Origin of the sequence: Micromonospora sp. NPDC049171, assembly GCF_040648275.1 — a bacterium.
Classification (GTDB): domain Bacteria; phylum Actinomycetota; class Actinomycetes; order Mycobacteriales; family Micromonosporaceae; genus Micromonospora.
The window spans coordinates 203,715-224,541 of sequence record NZ_JBEZDJ010000005.1; the positions used below are offsets into that span (position 1 = coordinate 203,715).

Annotated in this window: 17 protein-coding genes; 12 read left to right on the top strand and 5 right to left on the bottom strand. The window is 72.9% G+C overall.

Annotated features, from left to right (window positions below):
- Positions 1–93 precede the first annotated feature (93 nt).
- Complete coding sequence (locus tag AB0B14_RS08805) at positions 94–2,616, top strand: bifunctional (p)ppGpp synthetase/guanosine-3',5'-bis(diphosphate) 3'-pyrophosphohydrolase (protein ID WP_357069257.1); 2,523 nt, start codon at positions 94–96, stop codon at positions 2,614–2,616.
- 66 nt (positions 2,617–2,682) lie between these two features.
- On the opposite strand, the gene AB0B14_RS08810 is transcribed toward AB0B14_RS08805, so the two are convergent.
- A complete protein-coding gene (locus tag AB0B14_RS08810; protein WP_357069259.1) occupies positions 2,683–3,522 on the bottom strand; it encodes a peptidylprolyl isomerase in 840 nt (279 codons plus the stop codon).
- 59 nt (positions 3,523–3,581) lie between these two features.
- Positions 3,582–4,466 (bottom strand): peptidylprolyl isomerase, encoded by an 885-nt coding sequence (locus AB0B14_RS08815; protein WP_357069261.1) that lies wholly within the window; start codon positions 4,464–4,466, stop codon positions 3,582–3,584.
- 270 nt (positions 4,467–4,736) lie between these two features.
- Between AB0B14_RS08815 and AB0B14_RS08820 the strand changes: the two genes are divergently transcribed.
- The 3 genes from AB0B14_RS08820 to AB0B14_RS08830 all read left to right on the top strand — a co-directional run bounded on the left by AB0B14_RS08820 (position 4,737) and on the right by AB0B14_RS08830 (position 7,862).
- The gene (locus AB0B14_RS08820) at positions 4,737–5,447 is read left to right on the top strand and encodes an MBL fold metallo-hydrolase (RefSeq protein WP_357522039.1); all 711 of its coding nucleotides are present in this window, start codon (positions 4,737–4,739) and stop codon (positions 5,445–5,447) included.
- 73 nt (positions 5,448–5,520) lie between these two features.
- Positions 5,521–6,849, top strand: a complete 1,329-nt coding sequence (gene hisS, locus AB0B14_RS08825; protein ID WP_357522041.1) for a histidine--tRNA ligase — start codon at positions 5,521–5,523, stop codon at positions 6,847–6,849.
- Positions 6,850–6,926: 77 nt separating this feature from the next.
- Positions 6,927–7,862 carry an acyl-ACP desaturase gene (locus AB0B14_RS08830; protein WP_357069444.1) on the top strand — a complete coding sequence of 312 codons (936 nt, stop codon included), beginning with the start codon at positions 6,927–6,929 and terminating at the stop codon, positions 7,860–7,862.
- A 191-nt stretch (positions 7,863–8,053) separates the two neighbouring features.
- Here AB0B14_RS08830 and AB0B14_RS08835 read toward each other — a convergent pair whose 3' ends face one another.
- Positions 8,054–8,560 (bottom strand): PaaI family thioesterase, encoded by a 507-nt coding sequence (locus AB0B14_RS08835; RefSeq protein WP_357069267.1) that lies wholly within the window; start codon positions 8,558–8,560, stop codon positions 8,054–8,056.
- 55 nt (positions 8,561–8,615) lie between these two features.
- On the opposite strand from AB0B14_RS08835, the gene AB0B14_RS08840 reads away from it, so the two are divergent.
- Positions 8,616–9,092, top strand: coding sequence for a helix-turn-helix domain-containing protein (locus AB0B14_RS08840; RefSeq protein ID WP_357522043.1), 477 nt, complete (start codon positions 8,616–8,618; stop codon positions 9,090–9,092).
- A 276-nt stretch (positions 9,093–9,368) separates the two neighbouring features.
- Positions 9,369–10,415: a S1 family peptidase gene (locus tag AB0B14_RS08845; protein WP_357069271.1), complete on the top strand. Its 1,047-nt coding sequence runs from the start codon at positions 9,369–9,371 to the stop codon at positions 10,413–10,415.
- 68 nt (positions 10,416–10,483) lie between these two features.
- Here the strand turns inward: AB0B14_RS08845 and AB0B14_RS08850 are convergent, their stop codons facing one another.
- Entirely contained in the window at positions 10,484–11,191 is a 708-nt protein-coding gene (locus AB0B14_RS08850) for a DUF998 domain-containing protein (RefSeq protein ID WP_357069273.1), read from the bottom strand.
- 155 nt (positions 11,192–11,346) lie between these two features.
- Here AB0B14_RS08850 and aspS point away from each other — a divergent pair, with 155 nt between their 5' ends.
- The 4 genes from aspS (at position 11,347) to AB0B14_RS08870 (ending at position 16,205) form a co-directional block, all read left to right on the top strand.
- Positions 11,347–13,152 carry an aspartate--tRNA ligase gene (gene aspS / locus AB0B14_RS08855; protein WP_357522045.1) on the top strand — a complete coding sequence of 602 codons (1,806 nt, stop codon included), beginning with the start codon at positions 11,347–11,349 and terminating at the stop codon, positions 13,150–13,152.
- 95 nt (positions 13,153–13,247) lie between these two features.
- Complete coding sequence (locus AB0B14_RS08860; protein WP_357069447.1) at positions 13,248–14,060, top strand: sugar nucleotide-binding protein; 813 nt, start codon at positions 13,248–13,250, stop codon at positions 14,058–14,060.
- Positions 14,061–14,145: 85 nt separating this feature from the next.
- Positions 14,146–14,745 carry a helix-turn-helix domain-containing protein gene (locus tag AB0B14_RS08865; RefSeq protein WP_357069275.1) on the top strand — a complete coding sequence of 200 codons (600 nt, stop codon included), beginning with the start codon at positions 14,146–14,148 and terminating at the stop codon, positions 14,743–14,745.
- Between the two features lie 173 nt (positions 14,746–14,918).
- Positions 14,919–16,205: an MFS transporter gene (locus AB0B14_RS08870; RefSeq protein WP_357069277.1), complete on the top strand. Its 1,287-nt coding sequence runs from the start codon at positions 14,919–14,921 to the stop codon at positions 16,203–16,205.
- 36 nt (positions 16,206–16,241) lie between these two features.
- Here AB0B14_RS08870 and AB0B14_RS08875 read toward each other — a convergent pair whose 3' ends face one another.
- Entirely contained in the window at positions 16,242–16,982 is a 741-nt protein-coding gene (locus AB0B14_RS08875) for a GNAT family N-acetyltransferase (RefSeq protein ID WP_357522047.1), read from the bottom strand.
- Positions 16,983–17,122: 140 nt separating this feature from the next.
- Between AB0B14_RS08875 and AB0B14_RS08880 the strand changes: the two genes are divergently transcribed.
- Complete coding sequence (locus AB0B14_RS08880; protein WP_357069281.1) at positions 17,123–17,344, top strand: hypothetical protein; 222 nt, start codon at positions 17,123–17,125, stop codon at positions 17,342–17,344.
- Positions 17,345–17,418: 74 nt separating this feature from the next.
- Positions 17,419–18,957, top strand: a complete 1,539-nt coding sequence (locus AB0B14_RS08885; protein ID WP_357522049.1) for a replication-associated recombination protein A — start codon at positions 17,419–17,421, stop codon at positions 18,955–18,957.
- Positions 18,958–20,827: the final 1,870 nt, after the last annotated feature.

Consider the following 20,827-nt stretch of genomic DNA (forward strand, 5'->3'; position numbering starts at 1 on the left):
CCTTTGCTGACGCCGGCGGTACGCCGTCCGGCGGGGCGAGACCAGGCCGGCCGATTGTTCGGCAGGTTTTTCCGGCGAGCGGTGAGGAGGCCGGTGTCCCACGATGTCGTCCCTCCGGCGGAGGGCACGGTGCACCCGACAGGCGACGCTGACGGCACGGTGACCGACCGGGCAGGCGACGCGCCGGCCCGGGTGACGGGCGCCGGCAGCGGCTCTGGCAGTGCTGCGGGCGAGAGCCTGGCACAGCCGGTCAGTGGCCCGCCCAGCGTCGAGGCGTCCCCCGGTGCCGACGGGGTGGTGGTGCCGTTCCCGAGTGACGCCGGCGTCGACCCGTCGCCGAGCGGTGGTTTCGGGCTGTCCAACGCGCCCACCGGCCGGCGGGTGCGGGCCCGGTTGGCCCGGTTCAACGCGCCCTGGCAGACCTCGCAGGTCAGCGAGGTGTTGGAGCCGCTCATCGCGAGCCACCGGGACAATCACCCCAAGGCCGACGCCCGCCTGCTCCAGCGCGCCTTCGACACGGCCGCGCGGTGGCACTCCGGGCAGTACCGCAAGTCCGGTGACCCGTACATCACCCACCCGCTCGCGGTGGCGACCATCCTCGGCAACCTGGGGATGGACACCACCACGCTCGTCGCGGCGCTGCTGCACGACACCATCGAGGACACCGAGTACACCCTCGACGCGATGCGCGCCGACTTCGGTGGCGAGGTGGCCCTGCTGGTCGACGGCGTCACGAAGCTCGACAAGGTCAAGCTGGGTGACGCGGCCAAGGCTGAGACGATCCGCAAGATGGTCGTGGCGATGGCCAAGGACCCGCGGGTGCTGGTGATCAAGCTGGCCGACCGGCTGCACAACATGCGTACCCTGACCTTCCTGCCGCGCCCCAAGCAGGAGCAGAAGGCCAAGGAGACGCTGGAGATCCTGGCGCCGCTGGCGCACCGGCTCGGTATGAACACGATCAAGTGGGAGCTGGAGGACCTGTCCTTCGGCACGTTGTTCCCGAAGCGCTACGAGGAGATCAACCGGCTGATCGGGGAGCACCAGCCGCAGCGTGAGTCGCTGCTGCGGCAGGTCACCCAGAAGGTCGGCACCGACCTCAAAGCCGCCAAGATCAAGGCGGAGACCACCGGGCGGCCGAAGCACCTCTACTCGATCTACCAGAAGATGATCGTGCGGGGTCGCGACTTCAACGACATCTACGACCTGGTGGGCGTGCGGATCCTGGTCGACACGGTGCGCGACTGCTACGCGGCGCTGGGGGTCATCCACGCCAACTGGCAGCCGGTGCCGGGCCGCTTCAAGGACTACATCGCGATGCCCAAGTTCAACATGTACCAGTCGTTGCACACGACTGTCATCGGGCCCACCGGCAAGCCGGTGGAGATGCAGATCCGCACGTACGCGATGCACCGCACCGCCGAGTTCGGCATCGCCGCGCACTGGAAGTACAAGGAGCACAAGGGCACCCAGATCGTCGGCCCGCCCGCGCACATCGACGAGATGACCTGGCTGCGGCAGCTGCTGGACTGGCAGCGCGAGGCGGCCGACCCGAGCGAGTTCCTGGACGCGCTGCGCTTCGACCTGTCCAGCCAGGAGGTGTACGTCTTCACCCCGAAGGGTGACGTCATCCCGCTGCCGACCGGGTCGACGCCCGTGGACTTCGCGTACGCGGTGCACACCGAGGTGGGGCACAAGTGCATCGGGGCGCGGGTCAACGGCAAGCTGGTGCCGCTGGAGTCGACGCTGTCCAACGGCGACGTGATCGAGATCTTCACGTCGAAGTCCGAGACGGCCGGCCCAACTCAGGACTGGCTGGGCTTCGTCAAGAGCCCCCGGGCGCGCACGAAGATCCGCCAGTACTTCAACAAGGAACGGCGCGAGGAGGCGATCGAGGCCGGCAAGGACGCGATCGTCAAGGCGATGCGCAAGCAGGGCATGCCGTTGCAGCGGATGCTCACCTCCGACGCGCTGATGTCGATCGCCCGGGACCTGCACCTGGCCGACGTGGCCTCGCTCTACGCGGCGGTCGGCGACAGTCAGGTCTCCGCCCAGTCGGTGGTGCAGAAGCTGATGGCCGCGTACGGCGGCGAGGAGGGCGCGGCGGAGGACATCGCCGAGACCGCCGTCGCCACCCGGCCACCGCGCAGCCGGCAGAGCAGCAACGACCCGGGCGTGGTGGTCCGGGGCGTCAGCGACGTCTGGATCAAGCTGGCCCGCTGCTGCACCCCGGTCCCCCCGGACTCGGTGTTCGGCTTCGTCACCCGCTCCGGTGGGGTGAGCGTGCACCGCGACGACTGCGCCAACGCCGAGGACCTGCGGGCCCAGAGCGAGCGGGTGGTCGAGGTGAGTTGGAAGCTCACCTCCGCCTCGACGTTCCTGGTCGCCATCCAGGTCGAGGCACTGGACCGGCACAAGCTGCTGGCCGACGTCACCCGGGTGCTCTCCGACGAGCGGGTCAACATCCTCTCCGCCACCGTCACCACCACCCGCGACCGGGTGGCGGTGAGCCGGTTCAGCTTCGAGATGGCCGACCCGAAGCACCTGGGCCACCTGCTGGCCACGGTCCGCAAGGTGGACGGCGTCTTCGACGCGTACCGGGTCACCTCCGGCGCCTGACGCGTACCCCGGACACGACAGCGCCCGCCGGCTCAGCCGGCGGGCGCCTGGTCGTCTGCGCGGGTGTCAGCCCTGCGGCGGGCTCATCGCGAGGTCCTTGATGATGACCTCCTTCTTCGGGTGGCCACCGCCGGCCTGCTGGGCGAACGCCCCGTCGTCGCCGGCCTTGGCCACGTCCTTGACGAGGTCCATGCCGCCGGTGATGGTGCCCAGCACCGTGTACGCCGGGTCCAGCGGCGAGTCGCCGTAGACGATGAAGAACTGGCTGCCGGTGCTGCCCGGGTCCTGCGACTTGGCCATCGCGATGACACCCTCCGGGTACGGCGGGCGCTTGTCGGTGGGCAGGTTCTCCTCGGCCATGCGGTAGCTCGGGCCGCCCTGGCCGTCGGTGTCCCGCCAGCCGTTGCCGGTGGCGCTGGGGTCGCCGCACTGCAACACCTTGATGCCCTCGCTGACGAGGCGGTGGCACTTGGTGTTGTCGAAGAAGTTCTTCTCCGCGAGGTAGCTGAAGCTGCCCGCCGTGCAGGGGACCTTCGACCTGTCGACCTTGGCCGTGATCGGGCCCAGGTTGGTGTCGATCGTCATGGTCTGCACGCCGGTCGCGGACTGCTGGTTGCTCGGCACCCCGACGTCCTTGATCTGCGGGGGCCGCTGATCGGTGGGCAGCGTGGTGAACGCGCACTCGGCCGTGCCGGCCGCCGGTGCGGCGGTGTCCTTCTTGTCGTCGTCGCCGCCGAGGCTCACCGCCAGCCAGACGGTGCCGGCGACCACGAGCACCAGCGCGGCTGCCGCACTGACGATCGCCTGCGTCTGCCGGCGCTTGCGGGCCTTGGCCGCGCGCTCGGCCATCTCCTTCTCGAGCCGGGCGCGTGCCGCCGCGCGCTGCCGCTCTCTGGTGGACGTCACGCCTGGATCCTCCTGGCTGTCTGCTGCTGGGTGCCGTGTGGGTGGGTGGTGGCGGCCGGTCAACCGGCGCTCGGGCTGCTGGACGGCGCGCCGGAGGCCGACGACGCCGGTGCCGCCCCGGTGACCGGCTCACCGACGGTGAGGCTCTGGATCGTCACGTCGGTGCTGGGCTTGACCTTGGCCCCGGTCCCATTGTCCACGGTCGGGAGGGCGCCGATCTTTTCCACCACGTCCAGCCCGCCGGTCACCCGGCCGATCACCGGGAACTTCGGGTCGGTGGTGGTGAAGTCCTTGAAGAAGATCAGGAACTGGCTGCCGTTGCTGCCCGGCGGGTTGGCGATCATCGCCACGGTGCCCTTCGGGTACGTCGGCGGCTGGCCGGGGGCCGGGCTGGCCGACGGGGACGCCGACGGCACGGTGGGCAGCTCCTCGTCGTAGAACGAGTAGGTCGGCCCGCCGAGCCCGGTGCCGCTCGGGTCGCCGCAGCGCAGCGCGCCGTCGGCGGTGATCTCGTGGCACTTGGTGTTGTCGTAGAACGACCGGCTCGCCAGGTGGGCGATGCTCGCCGCCGCGCACGGCGAGTTGGTCAGGTTCAGCTCCGCGGTGATCGGCGCACCCTGGTTGGTGGTCACGGTCATCGCCCGGGTGCCCGCGGTGGGGATGTCCTTGGTCGCCGGGGTGCCGACGTCCTTGAGGTTGGTGTTGGCCGTCGCGTCCTGCGGCGTCCAGAGGCAGGTGTCCTCCGCGGCCGTCTTCTGCTTCGAGTCGGAGTCGAACGCTCCGAGTGCCCAGGCGGAGCCGGCCACGACCAACACGAGGATCAGGGCGGCGCCGACACCGGCCTGGATCTGCCGACGACGCCGCGTGGCGGCGGCCCGGCGAGCCAACTGCCGGTCGAGCTTGGCCCGCGCCAGTTTGCGCTGCCGGTCCCTGCTGGAAGCCACAGGTGCTCCCCTTTCCTCTACCTGGTCGTCGCCGGCGGCCGGGCACCCCGGCCCGTCCGGGCGTCACGTGTGCCGCGCCACACGCCCGCCAGAGTGTACGGCTAGTGACTGGGAAAGTGGTGTACGAGGTCCACCCCGTCCCGAGCAGCGCTTATCGGGCGACGTCACTGTGCCGTGCGGGGCGCGTGGGACGGACGCGGCAAACTCGCTCGGCGCGCCCGATAGGCTGCTGGGCAGGACGACCAGCCGCTCGACGAAAGGACAGCGCCCGTGCTCGTGGCCGGCTTTCCCGCGGACGCCTTCGGCACCAACTGCTACGTGGTTGCCACCGCGCCGGGGGAGCAGTGCGTGGTGGTCGACCCCGGCATCGGGGTGCTCGACCAGCTCGACGCGCTGCTCGCCGAGCACCGCCTGCATCCGGCCGCCGTGCTGCTCACCCATGGCCACCTCGACCACACGTTCTCGGTCGCGCCGGTCTGCGGCGCGCGGGGCATCACCGCCTACGTGCACCCCGGCGACCGGGAGATGCTCGCCGACCCGGCCAAGGGCCTCTCCACCGACCTGACGTCGCTGTTCGGCGGCCGACTGAGCTACACCGAGCCGGAGGACGTGGCCGAGCTGACCGACGGTGCCACCCTCAGCCTCGCCGGCCTGGAGATCGCCGTCGACCACGCCCCGGGCCATACCGGCGGGTCGGTGCTGTTCCGGCTGCCCGGCGCGGGCTCGGGCTGGGAGGCGGACGAGATCTGCCTCTCCGGCGACGTCCTCTTCGCCGGGTCGATCGGCCGCACCGACCTGCCGGGCGGGAGCATGCCGGCCATGCTCACCAGCCTGCGCGACAAGATCCTCCCGCTGGCCGACGACACCGTCGTGCTGCCCGGCCACGGCCCGAGCACCACCATCGGCCGCGAGCGCGCCAGCAACCCGTACCTCATCGAGGTGGCCGGCACGACGCCGGCCCCACCGACCCGGGGCCTCTAGTTCTTTCGTCCGCGCCGCGCGCGGACCCACGACACCACCGCGCCGCGGGCGCGGAACCGCAAGGAGTACGCCGATGAGCAAGCCCACGCCCATCTCCGGTTTCCCGGAGTGGACCCCCGGACAGCGGATGATCGAGCAGTTCGTGCTGGACAGGATCAAGACCACCTTCGAGCTGTACGGCTTCGCGCCGCTGGAGACCCGCGCCGTGGAGCCGCTGGACCAGCTGCTGCGCAAGGGCGAGACCTCGAAGGAGGTCTACGTGATCCGTCGGCTGCACGCCGACGCCGAGAGCGCCGGCGGCGACGACCAGCTCGGCCTGCACTTCGACCTGACCGTGCCGTTCGCCCGCTACGTGCTGGAGAACGCCGGCAAGCTGACCTTCCCGTTCCGCCGCTACCAGATCCAGAAGGTGTGGCGGGGTGAGCGACCGCAGGAGGGCCGCTACCGGGAGTTCGTCCAGGCCGACATCGACATCATCGACCGGGACACCCTGGCCGCGCACCACGAGGCGGAGATGCCGCTGGTCATCGGGGACGCGCTGCGGTCGCTGCCGATCCCGCCGGTGACCATCCAGGTCAACAACCGCAAGATCTCGGAGGGCTTCTACCGGGGCATCGGGCTCACCGACCCGGAGGCGGCGCTGCGGGCGATCGACAAGCTCGACAAGATCGGCCCGGCGAAGGTGGCCGACCTGCTGGCCGAGACCGCCGGGGCGAGCGAGGCGCAGGCCAAGGCGTGCCTGGCGCTGGCCGAGATCTCCGCACCGGACACGTCGTTCGCCGACGCCGTACGCGCGCTCGGGGTGAGCGACCCGATGCTCGACGAGGGCATCGAGGAGTTGGTCCGGGTGGTGCAGACCGCCGCCGAGCACTCGCCCGGCCTCTGCGTGGCGGACCTGCGCATCGCCCGTGGCCTGGACTACTACACCGGCACCGTCTACGAGACCCAGCTGCGCGGCTACGAGCGGTTCGGCTCGATCTGCTCCGGCGGCCGGTACGACAACCTGGCCAGCGCCGGCGCTGTCTCGTACCCCGGGGTGGGGATCTCGATCGGGGTGACCCGGCTGCTCGGGCTGCTCTTCGGCGCGGGGGAGCTGTCGGTGTCCCGGTCGGTGCCCACCTGTGTCCTGGTGGCGTTGGCCGACGAGGAACACCGCCCGGCCAGTGGCCGGATCGCGGCGGCGCTGCGGCGGCGCGGCATCGCCACCGAGGTCTCGCCGAGCGCGGCGAAGTTCGGCAAGCAGATCCGTTACGCCGAGCGGCGCGGCATCCCGTACGTGTGGTTCCCGGGGGCGGACGGCGCCCCGGACGAGGTGAAGGACATCCGTTCGGGTGAGCAGGTCACGGCCGGTGCGGAGGAGTGGGCGCCACCTCTGGTGGACCGCAAGCCGACGGTCAGCTGAGTCTCCCCACTGGCGCTCATGGTCGCGGGGACCTACGGTAGCGTAAGTTACGCCACCGTAGGGAGTTTCTCGTGACCATGAGCACCGCACTGAGCCAGACCGCCCTCCTCCTCGAGTTGGAGCCGGTGGTCGCCCGCAACCTCGACCGCCACCTTTCGCTGGCCAAGGAGTGGTTCCCGCACGAGTACGTGCCGTGGAGCGAGGGCCGGACCTTCGACGGGCCGCTGGGCGGCGAGGCGTGGTCGCCGACCGACTCCACGATCCCGGACGTGGCCCGCACCGCGCTGATCGTGAACCTGCTGACCGAGGACAACCTGCCCTCGTACCACCACGAGATCGCCACCCTGTTCGGCCGGGACGGCGCGTGGGGCACCTGGGTGCACCGGTGGACCGCGGAGGAGGGGCGGCACGGTGTGGCGATCCGCGACTACCTGACCGTCACCCGGGCGGTCGACCCGGTGGCGTTGGAGCGGGCCCGGATGACGCACATGTCCGAGGGCTACACCAACGCCCACGGCGACGAGGTGCTGCACTCGCTGGCGTACGTCTCGTTCCAGGAGCTGGCCACCCGGATCTCGCACCGCAACACCGGCAGGGCCACCGGCGACCCCGCCTGCGAGGCGCTGCTCGCCCGGGTGGCCGCCGACGAGAACCTGCACATGGTCTTCTACCGCAACCTGCTCGCCGCCGCGTTCGAGCTGGCCCCGAGCCAGGCCATGCGGGCCGTCGCCGACGTGGTGGCCGACTTCCAGATGCCGGGCGCCGGCATCGACGGTTTCGCCCGCAAGTCGGTGGCGATCGCCCTGGCCGGCATCTACGACCTGCGCCAGCACCGCGACGAGGTGTTGCAGCCGGTGCTGCGCCAGTGGGACGTCTTCAACGTGACAGGCCTCGACGCCGACGGCGAAGCCGCCCGCGAACAGCTGGCCACCCAACTGGACACCCTGGACAAGGCAGCAAGCCGCTTCGAGGAAAAGCGCGCAGCCCGAGCCGCCCGCCTAGCCCCCCGCTAACAGCATCCCCCCGCCGGCCCCCCGCCCCTCTCCCCGCCCCTCTCCCCACCCCACCCCCACCCCCCGTTGATCATGGAGTTATTGCCACCCGCATCGGCGTGTCGGCGCAATAACTCCATGATCAACGTGGGAGTGGGGCGGGGTGGGGGCCGGGGAGGGGGTGGGGGTGGGGGGTGGGTGGGGTGGGGTGGTCAGGGGTGGGGGAGGAGTAGGCAGGTGCTGGTGGCGTGGGCTATCAGGCGGGCTGTGGTGTCGGTGATGCGGGCCTCGGCCAGGGCCGTTCGGCGGCCGCGTTGCAGCACCGTGCCCTCGCAGCGCAGCGTGCCACTGTCCACCGTGACCGGGCGGAGGAACTTCACGTTGAGGTCCAGCGAGGTGTAGCCGACGCCGGCCGGCAGGGTGGTGTGCACGGCACAGCCGGCGGCGGTGTCCAGCAGTGTCGAGAGGACACCACCGTGGACGCTGCCGAGCGGGTTGTAGTGGAACTCCTGCGGGGTCAACTCGACGACGACCCGGCCTTCGTCGGCCTCCATCCGGGTCATGTCGATGAGGTGCATCACCGGTGGTGCGGCCAGCTCGCCGGCAATCATCGCCCGGAGCATCTCCAGGCCGCTGCGTCGACCGAGCTGGGCGGCGTTGACCGCCGGGTCCGCCCAGGTGAAGGTGCGGCTGCGCGCTGGCTCCTGAGTCTGCGTCATGGACGCAGCCTGGCAGCAGGTTGCTGAGTCTGTCAACGAGACCTAGCCTGGTCGGATGCGACCCGCAGCACTGGACTGGTCGGTGGAGAACTGCACCATCGCCCGCGCCATGGAGATCCTCGGTGAGCGGTGGACGGTTGTGGTGCTCCGCGAGGTGTTCACCGGCATCCGCCGCTTCGACGACATGCGGGTGCGCACCGGCATTCCGCGGCAGGTGCTGACCAAGCGGTTGGCCAGCCTGGTCGAGCAGGGCGTGCTGCGCCGCGAGCCGTACCGGGAGCCGGGCAGTCGGCTGCGCCACGAGTACCGGTTGACGGAGAAGGGCCTGGATCTCTGGCCGGTCCTGGTGGCCGTGCTCGGGTGGGGTGACCGGTACCTCGCCGACGCCGAGGGTTCGCTGTTGACCGTCACTCACCGTGACTGCGATGCGCCGGTGCGCCTCGAGCTGCGCTGTGCCGACGGACACGACGTGGGGCGGCTGCGCGACGTGGTGTCGCGCCCCGGCCCCGGCGCCCGCCGCCGGACCCCCTGACGCGCGACACCCGCACCGACCGACGCCGCAAGGCATCGACGATCATGCTCACCCGGGGCGGGTTGAGTGTGACGGTGACTGTTCGCCAACGTGTCGGTGGTGTTGCGGCGATGTGGCCCCGCCAAGTTCGGCGAACCCGGGCTGAACCAAGCCTTGTCAACGAAGTTAAGTATGTGAATACTTCAGTGCAGTCGGCCGGTTTCCCCAGATCGGCCGGGTTGCCATCGGGTCAGCCGACCTCGGCGAGACCCGCTCCCCCGCCCAGGAGGTTGTTACATGCGACCCACGAGGTCCACGTTCCGCGTTGCGGCGACTGTCGCCGTTTCCGGAAGTCTGGTCGTCGGCGCGCTCATCGGCGCACCCGCCCAGGCCGCACCGGCCGCCTCGCCCGACGCCGCGGCCGCGCTGTCCGCGCAACTCGGCGACCGCTCGGCCGGCTCGTACATCGACGCCAGCGGCAAATCCGTCGTCACGGTGACCGACGCGGCCGCCGCCAGCACGGCGAACAAGGCCGGCGCCGCCGTCCGCTACGTCACCCGCGGTGCCGGTGAACTCAACCGGGCCACCGCCGAACTGGAGCGCTCCGCCAAGATCCCGGGCACCGCCTGGTGGAGCGACCCGGTCACCAACCAGGTCGTCGTCTCCGTCGACAGCACCGTCACCGGCGCCAAGCTGGAGCGGGTCAAGGCTGCCGCCGCGCGGGCCAACGGCGCGGTCCGGGTCGAGGCCGAGGCCGGTGTGCTCAGCACCCGGATCTCCGGCGGCCAGGCCATCTACGCCGGCGGCGGCGGGCGCTGCTCGCTCGGCTTCAACGTGCGCAGCGGCAGCACCTACTCCTTCGTGACCGCCGGGCACTGCACCAACATCTCGGCCAGCTGGTACTCGAACTCCGCGCAGACCGCGCTGATCGGCACCCGGACCGGCACCAGCTTCCCGGGCAACGACTACGGCATCGTGCGGCACAGCAACTCCGCCAACGCCGCGGGCAACGTCTACCTCTACAACGGCAGCTACCGGGACATCACCGGCGCCGGCAACGCCTCCGTCGGCCAGTCGGTGCAGCGCTCCGGCAGCACCACCGGCCTGCGTTCCGGCTCGGTGACCGCGACGAACGCCACGGTGAACTACGCCGAGGGCTCGGTCTCCGGCCTGATCCGCACCAACGTCTGCGCCGAGCCGGGCGACAGCGGCGGCTCGCTGTTCGCCAACACCACGGCCCTGGGCATGACCTCCGGCGGTAGTGGCAACTGCCGCACCGGCGGCACGACCTTCTTCCAGCCCGTCACCGAGGCCCTGAGCCGCTACGGCGTCAGCGTCTTCTGATCGATCCACCGCCCGCGGGCCGCCGGAGGATTCCGGTGGCCCGCGCCGCGCGTCCGGGCACCGGCAGCTCAGGCGAGCCGGTCGGGCCGCTGGGTGGGCCGCAGGGGATCCGGGGGTACGACAGTCGCGGTGTCACCGGGTGCCGTGGCACCGACGGACCAGGCGAGATGCGCCCGCCGGGCGGAGAGCACCGCCAGCAGCGGCCAGAGGGAGACCGCCACCGCCGTCACCCGTTCGGCCAGCCCGGTGCGGGACCCACCTGTCACCTCGAAGGCGCACCAGCCGAAGAGTGCGAGCAGCACCACCGTGGCGCCCAGCCCCACGGCCCGACGAAACGCCCAGGGTGGCTCCGGTCGGGCCGGGTGCGCGGCGTCGCGGCCCCGCGGCAGCCGCAGTGCCGACCCCGCCGGCCAGAGCGCCAGGGCGAGGACCGCCACCGTCGCCGCGACGCCGTGGCTGAGCGAGCCACCCACCGGCGGCCGGGGAAACGCGACGAGCGCGATGGTGGCCACCCCACCGACCGCGAGCAGGAACCGGCTGGGCAGCCCGGCCGCGTGCAGGACGGCGGCCACCGACAGGTAGCAGCAGCCGAGCAGCACCAGCGCCACGACCATGATCCACGCGTCGGTGGCGTCCTGCCCCGCCAGCTCGCTGATGGTGTCCCGAATCGGGTCGTACCCGGCGGGTTGCCGTGCCGCCGCGACCGTCCAGCCGCTCACCAGCAGCAGGGGTGCGGCCGCCGCCGTGGCGACGGCCCAGTTCGGTACGGCGCGCATTTCGCCACGTTAACCGGCGCGGCGGTCGGCCGAGTCGGGTTCGCCGCTCCGCCCCACCAGCGAATCGTGCCGGCCTGCCGGGTGCCCCGGAGGCGGGGCGGCCACCCCTGACAGAATGCCGGTGAGGACTGTTCCACGATGAGGAGTTGCCAGCCGTGATCCGTACCCACAATGCCGGAAGCCTGCGCGCCGCGGACGCCGGCTCGACGGTGACGCTCGCCGGGTGGGTGGCCCGCCGGCGCGACCACGGCGGGGTCATCTTCGTCGACCTGCGCGACGGCACCGGCGTCGTCCAGGTGGTCTTCCGCGAGGAGGACGCGCACGCGCTGCGCAACGAGTTCTGCGTGAAGGTCGTCGGCGAGGTGACCCGCCGGCCGGCCGGCAACGAGAACCCGGAGCTGCCCACCGGTGAGGTCGAGGTGACCGTCACCGAGCTGGAGGTGCTCTCCGAGGCGGCGCCGCTGCCGCTGCCGGTGGACGACCAGATCGAGGCCGGCGACGACATCCGACTCAAGTACCGCTACCTGGACCTGCGCCGCAGCGGGCCGGCGAACGCGCTGCGGCTGCGCTCGCGCGCCAGCCACCTGGCCCGGGGTGTGCTGCACGAGCGGGACTTCCTGGAGATCGAGACGCCGACCCTGACCCGGTCGACGCCCGAGGGCGCCCGCGACTTCCTGGTGCCGGTGCGGTTGCAGCCGGGCAGCTGGTACGCGCTGCCGCAGTCGCCGCAGCTGTTCAAGCAGCTGCTGATGGTCGGCGGCATGGAGCGGTATTACCAGATCGCCCGCTGCTACCGCGACGAGGACTTCCGCGCCGACCGGCAGCCCGAGTTCACCCAGCTCGACATCGAGATGTCCTTCGTCACCGAGGACGACGTGATCGACCTCGGTGAGGCGATCGTCTCGACGCTGTGGAAGGACCTGGCCGGGCACGAGATCTCCGGGCCGATCCCGCGGATCACCTGGCACGACGCCATGGCCCGGTACGGCTCCGACAAGCCGGACCTGCGCTACGGCGTGGAGCTGACCGAGCTGACCGACTACCTGCGCGGCACCGAGTTCCGGGTCTTCGCCGGGGCGATCGACGCGGGCGGCTACGTCGGCGCGGTGGTGATGCCGGGTGGCGCGGCGCAGAGCCGCAAGGAGTTGGACGGCTGGCAGGACTGGGCCAAGGCGCGCGGCGCGCGGGGCCTGGCGTACGTGGTGTTGGACGCCGAGACCGGCGAGGCGCGCGGCCCGGTGGCGAAGAACCTGTCCGCCGAGCACCTGGGCGGGCTCGCCGACGCGGTCGGCGCCAAGCCGGGCGACGCGGTCTTCTTCGCCGCCAGCGCCACCGCCCGGGAGGCGCAGGAGCTGCTCGGCGCGGCCCGGGTGGAGATCGCCAAGCGGGCCGGGCTGATCGACGAGAGCGCCTGGGCGTTCTGCTGGGTGGTCGACGCGCCGATGTTCGAGCGCACGGACGAGGGCGGTTGGACGGCCGTGCACCACCCGTTCACCTCGCCGAACGCCGAGTGGGTCGACCGGTTCGAGGAGGCTCCGGACCGCGCCCTGGCGTACGCGTACGACATCGTCTGCAACGGCAACGAGATCGGCGGCGGGTCGATCCGTATCCACCGGGGTGACGTGCAGAAGCGGGTCTTCGACCTGCTCGGCATCACCCCCGAGGAGGCGCAGGACAAGTTCGGCTTCCTGCTGGAGGCGTTCAAGTACGGCGCCCCGCCGCACGGCGGCATCGCCTTCGGCTGGGACCGGGTGTGCATGCTGCTCGCCGGCGCCGACTCGATCCGTGAGGTCATCGCGTTCCCGAAGACCCGTGGCGGGTTCGACCCGCTGACCGGCGCTCCCACCCCGATCACGACCCAGCAGCGCACCGAGGCCGGCATCGACGCCAAGCCCAAGCCCCCGGCCACCGCCCACACGGGCACGGCCGGCCCGGCCGCCCCGGTCTCCGACCCGGTCTGACCCCCTGTCTCGTTGATCATGAGGTTGACGGGCCCCACGTGACCGCGTGTGGCTCGTTAACCTCATGATCGACCTAGGTGGGGGAGTGGGCTGGCGTGCGGGTGCTTGTTGTCGGTGGTAGTGGGCTACTGGGGCGGGAGGTCTGTCGGCGGGGGGTTCGCCGCGGGTTCGCGGTGGTGGGGACCTTCCACTCCGGCGCGATCCCGGTGCCGGGGGTCGCGGCGCGTCGGCTGGACGTGACCGACCGGGCCGCCGTGCGCGCGCTGGTCGCCGAGGTGCGGCCGGACGCCGTGATCGGGACCCCCTATCGGTACGACGACTGGGCGGTCACCGCCGACGGGGCCGCGAACGTGGCGGTCGCCGCCGCCGAAACCGGTGCCCGACTCGTGCACGTGTCCAGTGACGCGCTGCACGCCGGCCGTCCCACCCCGTACGCCGACGACGACCCGCCCACACCGGTGCACGCGTACGGTGCCGCGAAGGCCGCGGCCGAGACCGCCGTGCGGGCGATCGACCCCGGCGCGGCCCTGGTGCGTACCTCGCTGATCCTGGGGGAGGGCAGCAAGCAGATCCAACTCTGCCGGGACGCGCTCGCCGGCCGGGCGGCGCTGTTCACCGACGAGTTCCGGTGCCCGATCGACGTCAGCGACCTGGCCGACGCCGTGCTGGAGTTGGTCACCTCGCCGTACGCCGGTCTGCTCAACGTGGCCGGCCCCGACGCCGTCAGCCGGGCCGACCTGGGTCTCCTCGTCGCCGAGCGGTTCGGCCTGGACCCGGCCGGGCTCCGGACCACCACCGGCGCCGCCGTCGGCCTGTCCCGCCCCCTTGACGTACGCCTGGACAGCTCCCGCGCGGCCGGCCTGCTGCGCACCCGACTGCGCGGGGTGCGCGAACTCCTGGCTCGCTGAGCACCCGATCTTCTTCTCTCGGCATGTGCACGCCTATTGTGCATAACTCTTGTGCACAACAAGTGTGCAGAGATAGTGTGCATACATGGAGAACCCGCCACCCGACGGCCGCGGCGAGCAACGGCGCGTCGATCTGGACGGCCGGCAGGTCCGCGTGTTGGCCCACCCGCTGCGGATGCGGCTGCTCGGCTCGCTGCGCATCGACGGGCCGGCCACCGCGACCGCCCTGGCCGAGAAGTTGGGCACCAACACCGGCGCGACCAGCTATCACCTGCGGCAACTCGCCGAGGTGGGGCTCGTGTCCGAGGATGCTGACCGGGGCACCGGCCGGCAGCGCTGGTGGCAGGCCGCGCACGACGTGAGTCACTTCGAACCCACCGACTTCGACGACGATCCGGACGCCCGTGCCGCCGTGCAGTGGATCCAGACCGACCAGGTGCGGCTGATGGCCGAGTTGGCCGAGCGGTGGATGGCCGTCGAGCACCACCAGTCCCGGGCCTGGCGGGACGCCGTCGGCATGAGCGACCTGGTGCTGCCGCTGGACCCGGCTCGGCTGCGGGCTCTCAGTGGGGACCTGTGGGCGGTGCTGATGCGCTACCGCGACGAGGCCGTCACCGAGGCATCGGACGCGAAGCCCGTGCACGTGTTCCTGGCCGGCTTCCCCCGCCTGGACGAGCGCTGGTGAGCGCGAGGAGTGAGCCGGGGTTGCGAGCCCCGCAGTCGCGAACTAAGGAGGCGTCGTGAGCGCGAGGAGTGCGCCGGGGTTGCGAGCCCCGCAGTCGCGAACTAGGGAGGCGTCGTGAGCGCGAGGAGTGCGCCGGGGTTGCGAGCCCCGCAGTCGCGAACTGAGGAGGCGTCGTGAGCGCGCTGACCGTACGCCAGGTTCGGCGTCGTTACCTCACGCTCTACGGCCTGCGTTGGCTGCCCACGGGTCTGATGATCCCGATCATGATCCTGCTGATGCAGGAGCGTGGCCTGTCACTGCCGCAGATCGGCTTGGCCTTCAGCGCGCAGGGGTTGCTGGTGCTCGCGCTGGAGTTGCCCACCGGCGGCCTCGCCGATGCCCTCGGCCGCCGGCCGGTGCTTGTCGTCGCCGGGGCGCTCAGTCTCGTCTCGCTGACGCTGTTCGCGGTGGCCGACTCGTTCTGGGTGTTCTTCCTGGTCTATGCGGTGCAGGGGGTCTACCGGGCACTGGACAGCGGCCCGCTGGAGTCCTGGTACGTCGACGCCACTCTGGCCGTCGACCCGGAGGCCGAGTACGAACGCGGCCTCGGGCACGCGGGCACCGTCAGCGGCGGGGCCATCGGCGGCGGTGCGCTGCTCAGCGGTGGCCTGGTCGCACTGGGTCCGATCGGGCCGGTGAGCGCGCTCACCGTGCCCGTGCTGGCCGCGATCGTCGCGCAGGCGGTGGCGCTCGTCGCGCTGGTCGTCCTGCTGGTCGAGCACCGGCCGGCCACCGGGTTCGCGGCGGTGCGGGCCTCGGTGGTCCAGGCGCCTCGGATGATCGGCCAGGCGGTCGGGCTGCTGCGCCGTTCCCGGGTGCTGCTGGCCCTGGTGTTGGTGGAGCTGTTCTGGGGCTTCGGCATGATCACCTTTGAGTCGTTGCTGCCGGTTCGGCTCGCCGAGGTGATCGGCAACCCGGAACGGGCCGCCGCGCTGCTCGGGCCGGCCAGTTCGGCCGCCTGGCTCGCCTCGGCCGCCGGCGCGGCACTGACCCCCCTGCTGCTGCGCTGGATGGGTGCGGCTCCGGGCGCGGCCCTGCTGCGCATCCTGCAGGGTGTGACAGTGGTCGGGATGGGCCTGTTCGCCGGACCGGTCGGGGTGCTGGTGGCCTACCTGGCCTGCTACGCCGTGCACGGCGCGTCGAACCCGCTGCACAGTGGCCTGTTGCACCGGCAGGTCGACGGCCCGTACCGGACCAGCGTGCTCTCGTTGAACTCGATGATGGCGCAACCGGGCGCGGCCCTCGGCGGGGTGGTCCTGACCGCGATCGCCGCCGCCGCCAGCGTCAGCACCGCGATGGTGGTCGGTGCGGTGGTGCTCGCCGTCGCCGCACCGCTCTACCTGCCCGCCTGGCTGGCCGGCCGTCGGGCTGCCCCCGCCGACGAGCCCATCGCGGTGCCGGTGCCCGCAACCGACCGTTGAGCGGGGCCCCTCGTGCGCGAGGGGCCCCGCTCCGGTTCACCCGAGGCGAACCGTGCTGAGCGGCAGGGTGTTGGTGAAGCCGAGCCGACGGTAGAGCCGTACCGCACCGACGTTGTGCGTGTAGACGCCGAGCGCCACGGTGTCGTGGCGGGCCAGCAGCGCCCGGGTCATCCCGGCGGTCAGCGACGCACCCAGACCCCGACCCCGTAGGTCGGGGGCCACGGTCAGGCCGGCGATGAAGCCGACGTCGCTCTGGCTGCGGTCCGCGCCGCACGCCACCAGTCGGCCGCCGGCCCGAATGCCGTACCAGTCGATCACCCGCGGGTCGCCGGGGCGGGAGGTGGTGCTGGGGAACGCCTCGTCGACGAGCGCCTCCAGCGCCGGGGTGTCGGCGTCGGTGAGGCGGACGACCGGCTGCTCGTCCGGCTGCGCCGGTGGTGGCGCGTCGGTCCAGTGGAAGTCCCAGTGGTGGTGCTCGGCCACCGCCAGCCGGCCGGTCAGCGGAGCGCGATCGTGCCGGGGCAGATGCAGTCGGTGCCCGGGGCGCAGCCTCCCGCTGTCGGCGAGCGCGACACAGATGTCGAGAGCCGGTCCGGCCGGGCCGATCGCGCAGCCGGTCGGCCCGTGCCTGGTCGGCACCAACCACAGCACCGCGCCCTCGCGCTGGTATCCCGTCGCCGGTAACGCCGGCCCGAGCGCGTGGCGGGCGAACGGGTGGTGGCCGGCGGCATCCAGGATGGCGGCCCGGTCCTGGAGCACCTGGTCGTCGAGGAGCATGCTCACCAGCCTAGAAGCCGGGGGTACGACGCCCGCGTCGGGCAGCTCCGACGCAACCAGATCCACCGTGGAGATTGGCGAGTCGACCGATTGGGTACATCACGCGCCGACGTACTGGGAACCCCCACCGGAGGACCGACATGCTCGCCATTCTCGCGGCCATCGTTTTTGGCTTCGCCCTGCTTATCGACCTGCTCGACACCGACTTCGGAGCGCCCGACCTGTTCAACTGGAACACCCTCGTGCTCCTCGGCCTGTTCCTGCTCGCGCTCTACCTGGGCGGCGTGGGCAGCGGCCCGCGCAGCGGTGGCGGCGGTGGCGGCGGCCGCTGGTACCGCGGCCGGCGCCCGGGTCGTGGCTGACCGGAACCGATCACCGGTGGCGGGCCCACGGCGCGATTCCGGCCTCGTGGGCCCGGCCCGGTACTGTCTTCGTGATGGAGTCCGACGCCCTCTTCTCCCTCGGTGAACCCGCCGGGTCGCGCAGCGCGCCCGACGGTCCCGCCGGTGTCGACGGCTTCACCGCGGTGGCCGACGATTCGCCCCTGCCCGTCCGGATGCGCCCGGTGACCCTCGACGAGTTGGTCGGGCAGGACCACCTGCTCGCCCCCGGCGCCCCGCTGCGGCAACTGGTCTCCGGCGGCGCCCCGATGTCGGTGATCCTCTGGGGTCCGCCGGGCAGCGGCAAGACCACCATCGCGCACCTGGTGGCCGGGGCGACCGACCGCCGTTTCGTCGCCATGTCGGCGCTCTCCGCCGGCGTCAAGGACGTGCGGGCGGTGATCGAGGCGGCCCGCCGCCAGCGCCGTTCGGGTGGCCCGCAGACCGTGCTCTTCATCGACGAGGTGCACCGGTTCAGCAAGACCCAACAGGACTCGCTGCTCGCCGCCGTCGAGGACCGCACCGTCACGTTGCTGGCGGCGACCACCGAAAATCCGTACTTCTCGGTCATCTCGCCGCTGTTGTCGCGGTGCGTGCTGCTCACCCTGCAACCGCTCGACGACGAGGCGGTGCGGGGCCTGCTGCGCCGCGCGGTCGCCGACAAGCGCGGCCTGGACGACGTGCTCACTTTGACCACCGAAGCCGAGGACCACCTGGTCCGGCTCGCCTCCGGTGACGTCCGTAAGGCACTCACCGCACTGGAGGCGGCGGCGGCCTCGGCCACGGCGCTGGGCACCGGGCGGATCGACCTCGCCACCGCCGAGCAGGCCGTCGACGTCGCGGCGGTGCGCTACGACCGCGACGGCGACGCCCACTACGACGTGGTCAGCGCCTTCATCAAGAGCATGCGCGGCTCGGACGTGGACGCCGCGGTGCACTGGCTGGCCCGCATGCTGGTCGCCGGCGAGGACGCCCGGTTCATCGCGCGCCGCCTGGTCATCTTCGCCAGCGAGGACGTGGGCATGGCCGACCCCGGCGCGCTGAGCGTCGCCACCGCCGCCGCCCACGCCGTCGAGTACGTCGGGCTGCCCGAAGCGCAGCTCAACCTGGCCCAGGCGGTGATCCACCTGGCCACCGCACCCAAGTCGAACTCGGCCACCACCGCCATCGGTGCCGCCATCGCCGACGTCCGGGCCGGCCGCGGTGGCCCGGTGCCGCGCGGGCTGCGCGACGCGCACTACGCCGGTGCCCGCGGGCTGGGCCACGGCACCGGCTACCGCTACCCGCACGACGACCAGCGCGGCGTGGTCACCCAGCAGTACGTCCCGGACGACCTGGTGGGCACCGACTACTACCAGCCCAGCCCGCACGGCGCGGAACGGTCGGTGGCCACCCGGCTGCCGGTGCTGCGCCGGATCGTGCGTGGCCTGCCGGCCCCGGCCGCCCGCCCGGACACTGGAACAGCCGAGCCGCCGGTAACGACGCGGACCGCGTCGGCGCTACCCGGTGAGGTCGGTCGCCCGACGACGGGCACGGGCGCCCCCGGCACGACGCAGGACAGCGGCGCTGACGCCGCAGGAGAGGGTCAACAGTGAGATCGCGTGGTGGGGACCGCCCGGACGAGGGCCCGGACGAGCGGCGCGATCGGAGCGCCAAGACGCGCCGGTGGGGTCGAGGCCGGGCGGCCGAGGTCGAGCCGGAGGAGCCGGTCGCCGGCGAGGAGTTCGGCTGGATCGACGACCTGCGGTCGGCCAAGCAGCAGCGCGGCGAGCTGGGCCCGGACGGCGCACCGGCGGAGTCGGCCGGGCCGCGTCAGGCGATGCCGCCGGAAGCCGCGGTGCCGCCTGCCCCGCGCCAGAACGGCCCCGGTGGCACCGCCGCACGTCGACCGGTCGACACCCCCTGGCCGGGGGATTCGCCACCGACCGGCCGCCGCCCGGACGACCGGCCGCCCGTCGCCGGCGCCGCGGCCCCCGTCCAGGGCCAGCCCGTGCGTCGCGGCGTGCAGCCGGCAGCCGGTGCCCGTGCCGCCGTACCGCCGGCACCGCCCGCTGCCCGCCCGGCTGGCGGCGACCCGGCCAGCCCGCCCGTGCCTCGCCCGGCTGCCGACGCACCCGGCGGCCCGGCCCGGTCCCGCCCGGCGACGGCTCCTCCCGGCCCACCCGCAGGCCCACCGACCTCGGGCGCCCCGACCGGTCGTCGCCCGGAGGCCGCTGTTCCGCCGGGTCGTCATCCGGACGCCGCTGTTCCGCCGGGTCGTCGCCCGGACGCCGCTGTTCCGCCGGGTCGTCGCCCGGACGCCGCTGTTCCGCCGGGTCGTCGCCCGGACGCCGCCGCAGCCGGGGTGAACCCGGACGCGATGCCGCCGCTGCGCCGTCCGGACGCCGGCTCGCCGGGACGCCGACCGGGCCCGGAGTCCGTCGAGCCCGGTCGTCCACTGCCGCCGGCCGACGGAATGTCCGCTGGCCGACGCGTCGCGGCGGCACCCGATCCGACCCGGGGCGCCGGGCCACCTGTCGCCTCCGGCGCGGCCCGGGTGGACGGCTCACCGACCGGTGCCGTGCCGCCGGCCGCGGAGGGCCTGCGGCCCGACCCCGCCATCGACCGCGACCCGCGTACCGCGCGGCGTCGCCCAGGCCCGGTCGACCCGGGAGCCCCGGAGCCCACCGACGGTCGTCCCGCCGACCGCTCCCGTCCGGCAGCCGGCGGACGCCGCCGTGCCGCCGAACCCGACGAGGTAGCGGTGCCCCGCTCGGGCAACGCGCCGCCGATGCCCGAGGCCTCCGGCGGTCACAGCGGTGCCACGCCCACCATCGGGCCGGCCGACGGCACCGGTCGCCGCCGGGCCGTCTCCGCTGAGCCCGAGCGCCGGCCGCCGGCCGCCGGTGAGGCCCGGACCGACCGCCCCGAACGGCCCGCCGACTGGCTGCGCCAGGCCGGCCGCCTGCCACACACCGACCCCGGCCTGCCGGTGGTCAACCGCCGCGGTGGCACCCCGCCGGCCACGGATCGGCGTCCGGCACCGGCCACCGGCACCGGCGAGCTCGTCGACCACGCGTCCGGTCGCCTCGGCGTGCCCGACCCGGCCGCGGAGCGCACCGCCGCCCGCCGGCCTGCCGGCCCGCCGGCTGACCCGGGTGCGGACGCACCGACCGGTCGCCGTGCCGCCCGACCCGACGCGCCGAGCACCACCGGAGAACAGGCTCTGCCCCCTCCGCCGACGTCCGGCGATCGGCGCCCCCGCGGCCGAGACGCCACGGGACCCGTTGGGGACCCCACCGGCGGGCGCGCCCGCGGCCGAGACGCCGGGGCACCCGTTGGGGACGCCGCCGGCGGGCGCGCCCGTGCGGTGGCCGGGCCCGGTCCCGACGCCCCGCCCACGCCCGACCCGACCGGCCGACGACGCCGGCCACCAGCCGAACCTGGCCCGGACGGACCGGGTCGACCCGGGCCGGCGAACGACCG